General features: G+C 73.7%; 11 protein-coding genes. 9 read left to right on the forward strand and 2 right to left on the reverse strand.

All coding sequences use genetic code 11. The features are described 5' to 3' along the window. The first annotated feature begins 23 nt into the window (after positions 1–23). Positions 24–2144, forward strand: a complete 2121-nt coding sequence (locus Y09_RS14590; protein ID WP_053918506.1) for a fructose-specific PTS transporter subunit EIIC — start codon at positions 24–26, stop codon at positions 2142–2144. A 188-nt stretch (positions 2145–2332) separates the two neighbouring features. Then, positions 2333–3181, forward strand: a complete 849-nt coding sequence (locus Y09_RS14595; RefSeq protein WP_053918508.1) for a TIGR02206 family membrane protein — start codon at positions 2333–2335, stop codon at positions 3179–3181. Here the strand turns inward: Y09_RS14595 and Y09_RS14600 are convergent. Beyond that, a complete protein-coding gene (locus Y09_RS14600; protein ID WP_053918510.1) occupies positions 3115–6354 on the reverse strand; it encodes a GH92 family glycosyl hydrolase in 3240 nt (1079 codons plus the stop codon). The genes Y09_RS14595 and Y09_RS14600 overlap by 67 nt on opposite strands. Before the next feature lie 470 nt (positions 6355–6824). Here Y09_RS14600 and Y09_RS14605 point away from each other — a divergent pair, with 470 nt between their 5' ends. After that, positions 6825–7097: a hypothetical protein gene (locus tag Y09_RS14605; protein ID WP_053918511.1), complete on the forward strand. Its 273-nt coding sequence runs from the start codon at positions 6825–6827 to the stop codon at positions 7095–7097. On the opposite strand, the gene Y09_RS14610 is transcribed toward Y09_RS14605, so the two are convergent. Then, entirely contained in the window at positions 7090–7701 is a 612-nt protein-coding gene (locus Y09_RS14610; protein ID WP_053918514.1) for a thymidine kinase, read from the reverse strand. The genes Y09_RS14605 and Y09_RS14610 overlap by 8 nt on opposite strands. 40 nt (positions 7702–7741) lie before the next feature. Between Y09_RS14610 and Y09_RS14615 the strand changes: the two genes are divergently transcribed. The 6 genes from Y09_RS14615 to Y09_RS14635 all read left to right on the forward strand — a co-directional run bounded on the left by Y09_RS14615 (position 7742) and on the right by Y09_RS14635 (position 13273). Further along, on the forward strand, positions 7742–8392 hold the full coding sequence (locus tag Y09_RS14615; protein ID WP_053918516.1) for a mismatch-specific DNA-glycosylase: 651 nt from the start codon (positions 7742–7744) through the stop codon (positions 8390–8392). 131 nt (positions 8393–8523) lie between these two features. Further along, on the forward strand, positions 8524–8664 hold the full coding sequence (locus tag Y09_RS17700; RefSeq protein ID WP_200716828.1) for a hypothetical protein: 141 nt from the start codon (positions 8524–8526) through the stop codon (positions 8662–8664). Next, positions 8661–9842, forward strand: coding sequence for a YeiH family protein (locus tag Y09_RS14620; RefSeq protein WP_053918518.1), 1182 nt, complete (start codon positions 8661–8663; stop codon positions 9840–9842). The genes Y09_RS17700 and Y09_RS14620 overlap by 4 nt, the downstream gene beginning before the upstream one ends. A 173-nt stretch (positions 9843–10015) precedes the next feature. After that, positions 10016–11122, forward strand: a complete 1107-nt coding sequence (locus Y09_RS14625) for a Vms1/Ankzf1 family peptidyl-tRNA hydrolase (protein ID WP_053918520.1) — start codon at positions 10016–10018, stop codon at positions 11120–11122. Positions 11123–11348: 226 nt separating this feature from the next. Further along, a complete protein-coding gene (locus Y09_RS14630; protein ID WP_053918522.1) occupies positions 11349–11675 on the forward strand; it encodes a hypothetical protein in 327 nt (108 codons plus the stop codon). A gap of 209 nt (positions 11676–11884) precedes the next feature. After that, positions 11885–13273 (forward strand): TerC family protein, encoded by a 1389-nt coding sequence (locus Y09_RS14635; protein WP_053918524.1) that lies wholly within the window; start codon positions 11885–11887, stop codon positions 13271–13273. Positions 13274–13442 lie beyond the last annotated feature (169 nt).

Consider the following 13442-nt stretch of genomic DNA (forward strand, 5'->3'; position numbering starts at 1 on the left):
GGGATCGTTCGAAGGAGAACCCGATGTCCGCTGCGCTGATGACCCCCGAGCTGGTGAGGCTCGACGTCGCCCCACCCGGGGACAAGCACGCCGTGATCGGCATGATGGCCGATCTCGTCGCGGCGACAGGCCGCGCCGAGCGCGACGGCCTCGAGGCCGGGCTGCTGAAGCGCGAGGAGTCCTTCGCGACCGGCATGCCGGGCGGCTTCGCGATCCCCCATTGCCGCACCGAGGCCGTGCGCGAGGCGGCGCTGGGCCTGGTGCGCCTGAGCGAGCCGGTCGACTTCGGCGCCCCCGACGGTCCGGCGGACCTGATCATCGCGATCACCGCCCCTGCCGGCACCGACGACCAGCACCTGAAACTCCTCGCCCAGCTCTCCCGTGCGCTGATCCGCCCCGAGTTCCTCGCCGCCCTGCGCGGCGCGAGCACGCCCGAGGAGGTCTCCGAGCTCGTCATGGGCGTGGTCGCCCCCGAGGAGGCCGGGACCGACGCGCAGGCCGCCGGCGCTGCGACGTCCGAGGAGCCCGCCGACGGAGCAGTCGGAACGGGCACCGCCTCGACCGCCGCGCCACCGTCCGGCTCCGCCCCGGCGAGCGCCGCCTCGTCGAGCACCGCCCCGCCGGACGAGGCGTCGGCGGACGCCCCGGTGCTGCTGGCCATCACCTCCTGCCCCACCGGGATCGCCCACACCTACATGGCCGCCGAGTCCCTCGAGAACGCCGCGAAGGAGAAGGGCGTCCGGCTGCACGTGGAGACCCAGGGCTCCGGCGGCATCACCCCGTTCACCGAGGAGCAGATCGCCGCCGCGAGCGCGCTGATCATCGCGGCGGACGTCAACATCTCCGGCCGCGAGCGCTTCGCCGGGCTGCCGCTCGTGGAGCATCCCGTCAAGCGCGCGATCTCCCACGGACCGCAGATGATCGACGAGGCCGTCGCCGCGGCCGCGAACCCGTCGGCCGCGCGGGTCACCGCCGCCTCCGCCTCGAACGAGTCGGCGCAGGGCGGCGCCAGCCAGTCCTGGCCGCGCCGCATCCAGGGCGCCGTGATGACCGGCGTGTCCTACATGATCCCCTTCGTCGCCGCGGGCGGCCTGCTGATGGCGCTCGGCTTCCTTATCGCCGGCTTCGACGTCGCCTTCGTCGCCCAGGACGTCGCGACCACCAGCTCGCTCTCCTCCCTCCCCGGGCACGTCGACTACGAGGGGCCGACGGGCGCCGCGGCGACCGAGCGGGCCGGTCTGGCGCTCTACCTCGGCGCCGTGCTGTTCACGCTCGGGAACCTCGGCATGGGCTTCCTGGTCGCGGCCCTGTCGGGCTACATCGCCTTCGGCCTCGCCGGGCGCCCCGGCATCGCGCCCGGCTTCATCGGCGGCGCGGTGTCCGTGGCGGTCGGCGCCGGCTTCCTGGGCGGGCTGATCACGGGCCTGCTCGCGGGCCTGGTCGCGCTGTGGTTCACCACTCTGAAGCCGCCGCGGTGGCTCGCCGGACTGATGCCTGTGGTGATCATCCCGCTGGTGACGACCTTCGTGGTCGGCGGGCTGATGCTGCTCTTCCTCGGCCGCCCGCTCGCCTCCCTGATGACCGCCCTGCAGGACGGTCTGACCGGGATGTCCGGCTCCTCCGCGGTGCTGCTGGGCGTGATCATCGGGCTCATGATGTGCCTCGACCTGGGCGGCCCGGTGAACAAGGCCGCCTATCTCTTCGCGACCGCCGGCCTCTCCCAGGGCACCGAGGCGTCCTTCCAGATCATGGCCGCGGTGATGGCCGCGGGCATGGTGCCGCCGCTGGCGATGGCGCTGTCCACCGTGGTGCGCCGCCGCCTCTACTCCCCCGTGGAGCGGGAGAACGGCGCGACCGCCTGGCTGCTCGGCGCGGCGTTCATCTCCGAGGGTGCGATCCCCTTCGCGGCCGCGGACCCGCTGCGCGTGATCCCCTCGATGATGACCGGCGGCGCTGTCACCGGCGCGCTGATCATGGCCTTCGGCGTGGGCTCGCAGGCACCGCACGGCGGGATCTTCGTCGCCTTCGCGATCAGCCCGGTGTGGGGTTTCGTGCTCGCGATCCTCGCCGGCACGCTGGTCGCCGCCGCGCTCGTGACCGCGGCGAAGGAGCTCGGAGCACGACGCCGGTCCGTCACCGCGTGAGCGGGCCCGTCGACCCCGCCACCGCCTGAGCGGGCCCGTCGACCCCGTCGGCCGGGCGTGTCCCGCCGGCCCGGCCGACCCGCCCGCCGCAGCACGGAAGCGCCCCGCCCCGGCGGGGCGCTTCCGTATGCTCGGACCGCGCGCCCCGACGACGGGGCGGGGCCGAGCGACCGCGAGGAGAGCCGACGATGCATCTGGAGCGACCCGGCCCGGACCCCGACGACGCCCTCCTCGCCGCCCCCGCGATCGGGCACATGCCCGCCTACGGCGCAGCGCACCTCGCGCTTCTCGTCCTCGCCGCGATCGTCCTCGTGCGGTGGGCGCGCCGCACCGAGCCCGCGGCGACGGACCGCGCGCTGCGCCTGGCGGGCTGGGCGCTGCTGGCGAACTCCGCGGCCTGGACGGCGTGGGGGTTCACTCCCTGGGCCTGGAACCTCGAGGAGTCCCTGCCGCTGCACTACTCCGACGCGCTGCGGTTCCTCGTCCCGATCGCCCTGATCACGCAGGCGCGCTGGGCGGTGGTGGTGACCTGGTTCTGGGGGCTGACGCTGAACATGCAGTCGGTGATCACCCCGGACCTGAACTACTTCGTGTGGGTGCCGCTGGAGTTCGCGGAGTACTGGATCGCGCACGGCGCCGGGGTGCTCGCCCCGGTGGTGCTGGTGTGGGGACTCGGCTACCGGCCCACCTGGCGCGGGTACGGGATCGCCTACGCGGCGACGCTGCTGTGGGCGGGGGTCGCCGTCACCGGCAACACCCTCACCGGCGCGAACTACGGCTACCTGAACCGGGCGCCCGCCGGGCCGAGCATCCTGGACCTGCTGGGGCCATGGCCGCAGTACCTGCTGGTCGAGGCGGTGCTGATCGCCGCGGTGTGGGCGGCGATGACCCTGCCGTGGGTGCTCATCGACCGCCGCGCGGGCACCCCGCTCTCGGGGCGCGGAGGGCTCGTGCGGCGGCCGGTGCCCGCTCAGGCGAGCAGCTCGAGCTCCGCCAGCCGCAGCGGGCCCTCGGAGGTCGTCACCACCAGGCGGTGATGCAGGCACGGCCGCGGGGAGGCGATCTCGAAGGGGCGGGTCTGGCGTCGCCACTCGAAGCGCTGCGCGGAGCGGGCGTCGAGCACCTCCCAGCTCTCTCCGTCGTCCGAGCCCTCCAGCCGCCACGCGATCGGGTCCCCGCCCATCTCCGCGGAGGAGGTGAGGGTGAGGAAGCGGGCCTGCATCGGCTCGCCGAGCTCGGGCAGGTCGAGCACGGCGCTCGCCGCCTCCAGCACGAGCTCGGTGCGGGCGTCGTCGTCGATCAGCGGCTGCGAGGGGTCCGCGGCGAAGAGGTCCCACAGCGGCTGCGGCCGCTGCCCCGGCGCGGTCGGCGAGGGCGGGACGGTGCCCCAGTCCCCGGGCTCCGCGCCGAGCTCGATCTCGATCTCGCCGCGGAGGTCCGCGTGGTCGATCCACGAGTCCGCGTGCTCCGCGCCGCGCACCCGCATCCCGGTGATGCAGACGTCCTCGGCGCCGGCCGGCGCCCCGCCCGCGCCGTGCGCGGTGAGGGTGAAGCCCTCCCGGCCCAGCGGCCGCACCCGCACCGTCTCGAACAGCGGCGCGACCAGGTGATAGCGGCCCGTGCCGAGCTGCAGCGGGTACAGCCCCAGCGCCGTCAGCAGCCACCAGGCGCTCATCTCGCCGTTGTCCTCGTCGCCGGGATACCCCTGCCCGATCTGCTCACCGACGAACAGGCGCCGCTGCACCTCGCGGACGATCCGGGAGGCCTCCTCCGGCGCGCCCACGTGGTGGAACAGGAAGGGGATGTGGTGGGCGGGCTGGTTGGAGAACCCGAACTGGCCCATCCGCACCGCCCGCGCCTCGACCATCTCGTGGATGGTGGTGTCGTAGGTGCCGCGACGGTCGGCGCGCTCGGGCGTGTCCAGGTACTGCTCGAGCCGGCCGCGCAGCATGTCGCGGCCACCGTGCAGGGCGGCGAGGCCCTCGGGGTCGTGCGGGGCGTGGAAGGCGAAGGTCCAGCCGTTGGTCTCGGTGAAGTCCCCTCCCCACTCCAGCGGGTCGAACTCCGCGGCCGGGACGGCGAAGGCCCCGTCGGAGCGTCGGCCGCGGAAGAACTCCGTCGTCCGGTCGAACAGCAGGGCGTAGTTCGCGCTGCGCGCGGCGAGATAGGCGGACTCGCCGCGCAGCCGCTCGGCGCGGAGCCGGTCCCCCTCGGCCTCGGCCCGCTCGGCGAGCAGCGCCGCCTGCGCGGCGATTCCGGCGTCGTTGATGTGCGCCTCGAGGCTCCAGGAGACGATCTCCCCCGCCTCGGCGTCGGCGGCGACGTAGCCGCGGAACACGGCGGTCTCCCCGCCCTTGCGGCCCACCTCGGGCTGCGGCGGGGCGACGGTCGCATTGCGCAGCGCGGCCTCGTAGGTCGCCTGCGGATCGGGCAGCGGCACGCCCTTGACCTGCAGGTCCGCGAAGGCGATGTCGCTGCTGGTGCCGGTCATGCAGTCGGCGTACCCGGGTGAGGACCAGCGGGCGATCCAGCCGCCCTCGCGGTGCTGCTGCACGAAGCCGTCGGCGAGCTCCGCGGCGAGCTCGGGGTAGAGCAGGGCGTAGGCGGGCCAGGCGGTGCGATAGGTGTCCCAGAAGCCGTGGTCGACGTACATCCGCCCCGGCACCGTCTCGGCGTTGGTGCGGGTGTCGGTCGCCGCGCCGCGCACGGGCAGCACGGGGCTCGCGTGGACGGGCTCGACCACCTCGGCGGTGCCGCGGTTCTCCCAGTGGGAGGACGGGTAGAGGTTCAGGCGGTAGAGGTTGCCGTACAGGGTTCGGCGCTGCGGGGCGGTCGCGTCGGGCGCCTCGAGCACCTGCAGGCGGCGGGTCCACAGGGCGTGGGCCTCCTCGCGGACCTGCTCCAGGGTGCGTCCGGCGAGCTCGAGCGCGAAGGTGCGCTGGGCCTGGTCCTGACCGAGCAGGCTCGTGACCAGGCGGACCGTGACGGTGCGGGTGCCGGGCGCGAAGCTGAGCACACTGCCCCCGCTGTCGCCCTCCGCGCGCCCGACGCGCACGGGGGCGGGCTGCACCTCGGCGAGCACGAACATGCGCGTCGCCCCGTCGGCCCGGTCGTACCCCTCCTGGGGCGAGGAGTCGATCCAGCCCTGGACCCGACCGTCGAAGACGGCGCCGGCGGCGTCGAGACGGCTGTGCGCGTCCACGCCCTCGAGGAGGAGGTGGCCGGGCCCGGAGTCCTCCGGCAGGGAGATCTCGCAGACGGCGCCGTGGTCGGTGGGCGCGAGCCGCATCCCGATCCCGCCCTCGAGGGCGACGGCGTAGAGGTCGGGGCGGGCGGTCTCGTCCTCGTGGGTGAAGGCGCGCTCGCGCGCGGCGGGGCTCGCGTCCGGGCTCTCGCCCAGCAGCGGCATCATCACCAGCTGGTGGCGGTCGCCCATCCAGGGGCTCGGCTGGTGGGTGAGGGACAGGCCCTGGAGACGGGTGCGATGGTGCTGGTAGATCCAGCGGCGGGTGCGGGCGTCGGTCGCGGGGGTGAACTTCGCGAAGCCGTTGGGCAGGGCGGTGATCGGCAGGGTGTTCCCGCGCGAGAACTCGAAGGCCGAGCGGGTGCCGCGCCGGGTGTCGACCCAGGCGACGGGGTCCTCGAGCGGCGGGTCCGCGGGGGGCACGGCGAGGGAGGGGCCGTCGATCCAGCCGTGCAGCGGGACGGGCGGCGCGGCCTCGCCGGGCTCGGACTCGAGGTCCTCGAGGAGATCGGCCTCGTGGTCCTCGGGCACGTCGACCTCGACCAGCACCTCCTCGATCCGGCGGCCGACGAGCGCCTCGAGCCCCACCTGGACGTCGTTCCACTGGTCGGCGTAGAGGATCCTCGCCTCGCCGAGCCCGCGGGCGGTGGCGAGGGAGCCGTGCTGGTCGCGGGGCTCGTGCTGCGAGAGGCGGGAGCCGTCGTCGAGGACGAGGTCGAGTGCGACATGGGTCGCGCCCCAGCTCAGCTCCTCGTCCAGGACCGGGTGCACGAACCAGCGCAGCACCTCGCCGGGCGCGATGGTGCGGCCGACGATCCCTGCCGCTCCGGCCTCGGCGGGCAGCGACTGCTCGGCGCGCTCCCCCGCCTCGGCCGAGTAGCGCACGGCGGTCGCAGGACGGGGCTCGCCGCCCGGGCGGGCGGGGCGCGGGGAGCCGACGGGTGCCTGGTCCGGGGTGAGGATCATCGTGCCAGCGTAGCGAGGCGGGGAGGCTGGACGGGTGAGGCGTGCGCGGACGGGACGCCGGGAGCGGACACGGGGCGGACGGGAGCGGACGGGGAGTGCTCCCCATCGCGGGGCGGCGGGCGGTGTGGGATGCTCCGATCCGGAGGCGCCCCGTCTTGGAGCTCCTCCGCCTCAGCACCTCACCGTCCGCAGTCCTCCGCCTCGGCAGCCCGCCGCGGCCCCTCATCCCCCGGGAGACGTCATGGTCCACGCCCAGCCCGTCCAGGGAGGTCCGCCGCCCGCCCGCGGCGGTCGTCCGAAGCGGCCGATGTGGCACTGGCTGCTGCTGGCCGGCGTCGCCGCGGTGGGTCTGCTCGTCGTCGGCGCGATGGCGGTGCTCATCGCCGTGCAGCTGCTGACGCGGGGGGAACCCGCAGTCCACGCTCGAGGACTTCTACAGCGCGCTCGAGACCACGGACTGCGAACTGTTCATGGACTCCACCACCGAGGGTTTCCGCACCGGCTCCGGTCTGACCAGCTGCGAGGTGTTCGAGCAGGAGCTCGGCGCGGTCAGCGCCGTGGACTACGAGGTCGAGGACCGCATCAACCGTCAGGGCTATGCGGTGTTCGAGGTGACCGAGACGTACACGGTCGACGGGCAGCAGGTCGAGGTGCCGCTGCGCTACTACGTGCGGCGCATCGACGGGCAGTGGGACCTCGACGGCATCGAGCTGCTCGAGCAGGGCGCCGAGCCGCTCACCTGAGCCGGCGCGGCTCCCGCGCGGCGGGATCGCGGTGGGCGCGGCAGCGCGCCCGGTAGGACTCCCCGCCGCCCACCTGCGCGGCGGTCGCGCGCCGGGCATCGGCCCCGTCGTCGACCAGACGGATGTGGAAGGCCGCATCGGCCCCGCACACCGTGCACACCGCGGTGAGCTTCACGACCTCCTCGGCCCGCGCCATCAGCTCCGGCAGCGGGGAGAAGGGCGCACCGTCGTAGGTGAGGCACAGCCCGGCGACGGCGACGTCGATCCCGGCCTCGAGCAGCTGCTCGAGCACCGGCACGAGGGCGGGACCGAAGAACTGCGCCTCGTCGAGGGCGAGCAGCTCGACCCGGCCCTCGGCGCCCTCGGGCGCGTCCCACAGCCCTCGCAGCATCTCCGGGTCCTCGAGCATCCGGGCGGGCGTGCTGCGGCCCAGATGGGTGCTGAGCCGGTCCGCGCCGCCTCGGTCGTCGAGGCTGTGCCCGACCACCTCGACGCGCCGACCCGCCAGGCGCGCCCGGTGCACGCGACGCAGCAGCTCCTCGGTCTTGCCCGCGAACATCGGGCCCGCGATCACCTGCAGTCGTCCTGCCTCCGTGGGGCGCATGGGAGCACAGTACGACCGCCGGCCGACATACAGTGCAGGGATGAGCACCCGTCGCCCCTCCCCGCTCGGCGGCCGACGTCCCGCCAGGGACGAGCTGGCCGACTTCGCGACCACCGATCCCGACGCGATCGACGACGTGCTGCCGGACCCGCGCCGGGGCGAGGAGCTGCGCCTGCTGATCGTCGGCATCAACCCGGGGCTGTGGACCGCGGCCGTGAACGCCCCCTTCGCCCGGCCCGGGAACCGCTTCTGGCCCTCCCTGCACCGCGCCGGCCTCACCTCCCGCCTCGTGGACGCCTCCCGGGGCCTGGACCCCGAGGACGAGCAGGACCTCCGCGCCCGCGGCATCGGGATCACGAACCTGATCGGCCGTGCGACCGTGCGCGCCGACGAGCTGGGCCGCGAGGAGCTGCGCGCGTCCGGCCGCCGCCTCGTCGAGCGGCTCGAGACGCTGCGTCCCCGCACGGTCGCGATCGCCGGGATCACCGCCTTCCGCACCGCCTACGCCCTGCCCCGCGCCCGGCTCGGACGGCAGGACCCCGCCGAGGTCGAGGGCTGGCCGTCCGGGATCGACCTCCACGTCGTCCCCCAGCCCTCCGGCCTGAACGCCCACGCGACGATCGCCTCCCTCGCCGAGGACTGGCGCGTCGTGGCGGCCGCCGCGGGTGTCCGCCACATGGACGAGAGCTGACGGGCGCCTGACGGGACGAGGTCGCGGAGCGAACGTGCTTGTCGCACGCCGGGCCGCCCCGAGCCGATGTCCTACAGTGCCTCCAGGCCCCGGTGCGTGCGCCGGAACATCCCGAGACTGGAGGAGGAACGGTGAGCAGCACCGAGCGCCCCGACCACCCCGATGACCACAAGCGGTTCTCCCTCGGCGAGGACTGGATCGCGACGCTCGTGGGGCTCGTCCTGTTCGGCGCCTGCATGGCCGGGCTGATCTCCCCGGAGCTGATCCCGTGAGCGCGACGGAGCGGACCGCCGACGGCGCCGCGGCCGAGGTCGCCGCCCCCTCCCCCGCCCCGGCTCCGCGCGCCGCGCTCGGCTGGACCGTCGCGGGCCTCGTGATCGTGGTGGCCCTGGCCTGGCTGGTCTCGGTGCTCACCGATGCGGTCCCCGAGCTCACCGAGGGCACCGCCGTCGGGAAGGTCGCGAAGTCGATCGAGTACCCGGTCTACGCGATCGCGCTCGGCTTCCTGGGCAACGCGGTGCTGTCCCTGACCGGGGTGCGCCGCCGCATGGCCGCGGCCTTCCGCACCGAGCTGTTCATCAAGGTGGGCCTGGTGCTGCTGGGCGCGACGGTGAACTTCGCGATCGTAGTGCGCGCGGCGGGCCCCGCCGTGCTCCAGGCGATCCTGCTGATCACCGCCGTCTTCGCCTTCACCTGGTGGTTCGCCGGACTGCTGGGCCTGGACGACAGGCTGCGGGCGCTGCTGGCCACCGCCCTGTCGATCTGCGGGGTCTCCGCCGCCGTCGCGGCCGCCGGCGCCGTGGAGGCGAAGAAGGAGCAGCTCGCCTACACCGCTACCCTCGTGATCGTCTTCGCGGTGCCCTCGATCTTCCTGCTCCCCTGGCTCGCGGACCTGATGGGGCTGTCCCCCGCGGTCACCGGCGCCTGGATCGGCGGCAACATCGACACCACCGCCGCGGTGACGGCCGCCGGCGCGGTCGCCGGCGAGCAGCCGCTGCAGATCGCCTCGATCGTGAAGGTCACCCAGAACGCGCTGCTGGGCATCGTCGCCGTGCTGCTGACGCTGTACTTCTCCTTCAGGGTCGCCCCCGCAGCCGGCCGGGCCGTCGCCGGCTCCGGCACGCGCCGCGTGGGAGATCGCCGCTCGCTGGCGATGCTCTGGGAGCGGTTCCCGAAGTTCGTGCTCGGCTTCCTGCTCGCCTCGGTCGTGGCGACGGTGCTCGCGGAGTCGGTACCGGAGGCGGTGCTCGAGCCGCGGCTGGATGCCGCCAAGGAGCTGCAGACCTGGGCGCTGACCCTCGCCTTTGTCTCGATCGGCCTCGAGTTCAACGCCTCGAGCATCAGGGAGTCCGGCTGGAGGCCGATCGTCGTGTTCGCGGCGGCGACCGTCGTGAACCTCGCCGTCGGCCTGGGCCTGGCGCTGCTGCTCTTCCGCGGCTTCACCTTCTGAGCGCCCCGCGGGCCGGGAGCCGGAGCGGGCCTCACGCAGAGCGGCGCTTCCTCGGCCCGATCCCGCTTGCGATGCCGGACCCCGCGTGCCAGGGTTGAACGGACCCAGGCGGGGCGAAGAGGCCGAGCTGGGAGCACGGTCGTCCCCGCACGTCGAGCACCTGGAGGTCCACTGTGAAACTGCCCTGGCTCACGCCCGTCCTCGAAGCGGACGGCCCCGTCGTCTCGGTCCACCTCGACACCACCCGGACCGACCCCCATGCCGCCGGCGAGCTCGAGGCCCGCTGGGGGCGGATGCGCTCCACCCTCGCGGCCGACGGCGCCCCGCAGGGGCTGCTCGCGCAGATCGAGGAGACGGTGCTCAGCCCCTCCACCCTCGGCGGACGTCAGGGCCGCTCCGTCTTCGCGACCGACGACGGGATCCTGGTGGACCGGGTGCTTCCGGCGCCCCCGCTGCAGGAGTCGGCCCACCGGGGCGAGTTCCCGCAGCTGCTGCCGCTGCTGCAGCTGATCCCCTTCGCCGTGCGCCAGCTTCTGGTGGTCGTGGACCGGGCCGGCGCCGACCTGCACCTGCGAGCGCCGGAGAACCCGTCGATCGCCCACGGCCCGAACGGTCTGGGAGAGGACGCGAGGGTCGAGGGCGGACACGACGTCCTCCACAAGGCGAGCGTCGGAGGCGGTCCCCAGCACGGCTGGCGGGCCGACAACTTCGAGGCCCGCGTCGAGGACTCCTGGGAGCGCAACGCCGACGCGGTCGCCGACGCCGTCGAGCGCGCGCTGCGCGAGCACCGTGTGGACATGGTGATGCTCAGCGGGGACGTGCGCGCGATGGGACTGCTGCGCGAGGCGCTGGGCCGTGAGACCCGCGAGCGGCTCCTGGAGGTCCCCGGCGGCAGCCGCGGTGCCGCGCTGGACCGCGGGCCCTTCCGCGAGGCGCTCACCCGCACCACCGAGGAGTTCATCGCCGGGAGGCAGCGGGACCTCGAGGGCCGCTTCCGCGAGAGCCAGGCGCGCGACGGCGCCTCGGTGGGCGGCGCGACCGAGGTCGCCCAGGCGATCGGCCGCGGCCAGGTCGAGGAGCTGGTGTTCGTCACCGGCGCCGAGCCCGCCGGGATCGAGGAGCTGCTGCGCACGGCCCTGGCCACCGACGCCTCGGTCTCCGCCCTGCAGGAGGACGCGCTCGGGATCCCCGAGGGCGTCGGCGCGCTGCTCCGCTGGAAGGACGAGGCCACCCCGTCCAACAGCATCGGCTCGATGTCCGGGGACCGCGCCCGCGAGTGAGCGTCGTCGGCCGACGGGGGCTGCCGTCCCCGTCGGCCGACCCCGCCTCCGGCAGCGACGGCCCGGGCCGTCCGGTCCCCGGTTCCCGGTTCCCGGTCCCGACCGATCGGCCCCCGGCCTCGACTTCGGCCCGGCCCGCGCGCCAGCATGGAGATGCCGGTCACGTCCGGCACGACGGCACCCCGTCCGGGGGTCGTGGACGCACGACGGAGAAGGAGGAGCAGTCATGCCCGAGGCATGGAGCGCGAAGCGCGAGCGTCAGTACCAGCACATCAAGGACAGCCAGCTCGACAAGGGCGTCTCCGAGGACGAGGCCGAGGAGATCGCCGCCCGCACCGTGAACAAGACGCGAGCCCAGGAGGGCGAGTCCGAGGAGGCCAGCCGGACCTCTCTCGAGGACAAGTCCCCGTCCGAGCGGGGCGGTGAGCGCTCGCACAGCAGCGCGAAGGGACGCACGAAGGAGCAGCTCTACCAGGACGCCCGCCGACAGGGCGTCGAGGGCCGCTCGACCATGGACAAGGACGAGCTGGAGGACGCGGTCGACGACCGCTGACGGCTGCTCGCGCGCTGAGAGGCGCGTCCCACACCCCGCCCAGGCGCGCATGACCCGCGTGTAGGCTCGGCGACGGCAACGGGGGAGTATCCGCCACGCTGCGCACGTCAACACGGGGACCGCCGAACGGGCCCCCGGGCGCAGCGGCCTGTCAGACGTCACGACAGGTGGAGAGACCCGGGATAGTCTCACGACCCGGAAAGTCCTCCATGACCGTCTCCCCCCTGATCTGGGCCGTCACCATCATCGTGGTGCTCGGGCTCCTCGCCTTCGACTACATCTTCCATGTGCGCAAGGCGCACATCCCCACCCTGCGCGAAGCGGCCGTGTGGTCCGCGCTCTACGTCGGCATCGCCCTCGCCTTCGGCGTGCTCGTCCTCGTCTTCGGCGGCGTCGACATGGGCACCGAGTACTTCGCCGGGTACGTCACCGAAAAGGCCCTCTCGGTCGACAACCTCTTCGTCTTCCTGATCATCATCGCCGGCTTCTCCGTGCCGCGCGAGGACCAGCAGAAGGTGCTGCTGTTCGGCATCACCTTCGCGATCATCGCGCGCTCGGGCATGATCGCCCTCGGCGCCGCCGCGATCGACAACTTCTCCTGGGCCTTCTACCTCTTCGGCGCGATCCTGCTCTACACGGCGATCAAGATGATCGTGGACGAGCTGAAGGAGGACTCCCACGGGGACTCCGAGGGCGTCTTCGTCCGCCTGGTGAAGAAGGTCCTGCCCGCGACCGACGAGTACGACGGCGACAAGCTCTTCACCATCGAGAACGGCAAGCGCGTCCTCACCCCGATGCTGCTGGTCATGATCGCGATCGGCGCGACCGACATCCTCTTCGCGCTCGACTCGATCCCGGCGATCTTCGGCCTCACCCAGAACACCTACATCGTGTTCACCGCGACCGTTTTCTCCCTGCTGGGGCTGCGACAGCTGTACTTCCTCATCGACGGGCTGCTCGACCGCCTGGTCTACCTCTCCTACGGCCTGTCGATCATCCTCGCCTTCATCGGCGTGAAGCTCGTCGTGCACGCTCTGCACGAGAACGAGCTGGGCTTCATCAACGGCGGCGAGGCCGTGCACGCGATCCCGGAGATCACCACCGCCTTCTCGCTCAGCGTGATCATCGGCGTCCTCACCGTCACGGTCCTCGCCTCGCTGCTGTCCCCGAAGGGACGAGCGCAGGCCGCGGTGAACAACGCCCACCACGAGGCCCGCGCCTATCTCGAGATGACCTACCGCTCCTTCGAGGAGCAGCGGGACGCGATGTACGAGAAGATGCTCGCCCACGAGAAGATCGTCGACGGCCTGCCCGCGAAGTACGAGGACATCGTCGTGGCCGAGCACAGCGTGCGCGAGCTCCTCGCCGACGCCCACCGCGTGCACGAGGCGCGGCTCGCCTTCAACGAGCGGGGCGAGCGCTCCGACGAGCAGCCGGACGGCCTGCTGGTCACCCACCCCGACGGCACCGTCGCGACCGATCCCGGCGGCACGGTGATCACCCTCGCCGAGGAGAAGGAGCTGCGGGAGACCAAGGAGGCCAAGCGCCGCGCCCGCGAGCAGGCGCGCGCCGAGCACGCCGAGGCGCGCCGGGGCTGACCGGGGGCCCGCCCGGCCGGGCGCCCCGCCGTGCCGCCCCCGGCCGGCCAGCCCACCGGGCAGCTTCCGACAGCCGGGCGCCCCATCGGGCAGCCTCCGCCAGCCGGGCAGCCCCAGCGGGCCGGCATCCCCCGGCTCGCCGCCCGTCGGCCCTCAGGACCCTGGTCGG

Source organism: Brachybacterium sp. SW0106-09 (genome assembly GCF_001293905.1).
Classification (GTDB): Bacteria; Actinomycetota; Actinomycetes; order Actinomycetales; family Dermabacteraceae; genus Brachybacterium; species Brachybacterium conglomeratum.

Bases quoted from the DNA above. Each gene is read 5' to 3' on its own strand.
- Y09_RS14595 (WP_053918508.1), top strand. From the start codon at position 2,333: ATGCATCTGGAGCGACCCGGCCCGGACCCCGACGACGCCCTCCTCGCC.
- Y09_RS14615 (WP_053918516.1), top strand. From the start codon at position 7,742: ATGAGCACCCGTCGCCCCTCCCCGCTCGGCGGCCGACGTCCCGCCAGG.
- Y09_RS14600 (WP_053918510.1), bottom strand. From the start codon at position 6,354: ATGATCCTCACCCCGGACCAGGCACCCGTCGGCTCCCCGCGCCCCGCC.
- Y09_RS14590 (WP_053918506.1), top strand. From the start codon at position 24: ATGTCCGCTGCGCTGATGACCCCCGAGCTGGTGAGGCTCGACGTCGCC.
- Y09_RS14635 (WP_053918524.1), top strand. From the start codon at position 11,885: ATGACCGTCTCCCCCCTGATCTGGGCCGTCACCATCATCGTGGTGCTC.
- Y09_RS14605 (WP_053918511.1), top strand. From the start codon at position 6,825: ATGGACTCCACCACCGAGGGTTTCCGCACCGGCTCCGGTCTGACCAGC.
- Y09_RS14630 (WP_053918522.1), top strand. From the start codon at position 11,349: ATGCCCGAGGCATGGAGCGCGAAGCGCGAGCGTCAGTACCAGCACATC.
- Y09_RS14610 (WP_053918514.1), bottom strand. From the start codon at position 7,701: ATGCGCCCCACGGAGGCAGGACGACTGCAGGTGATCGCGGGCCCGATG.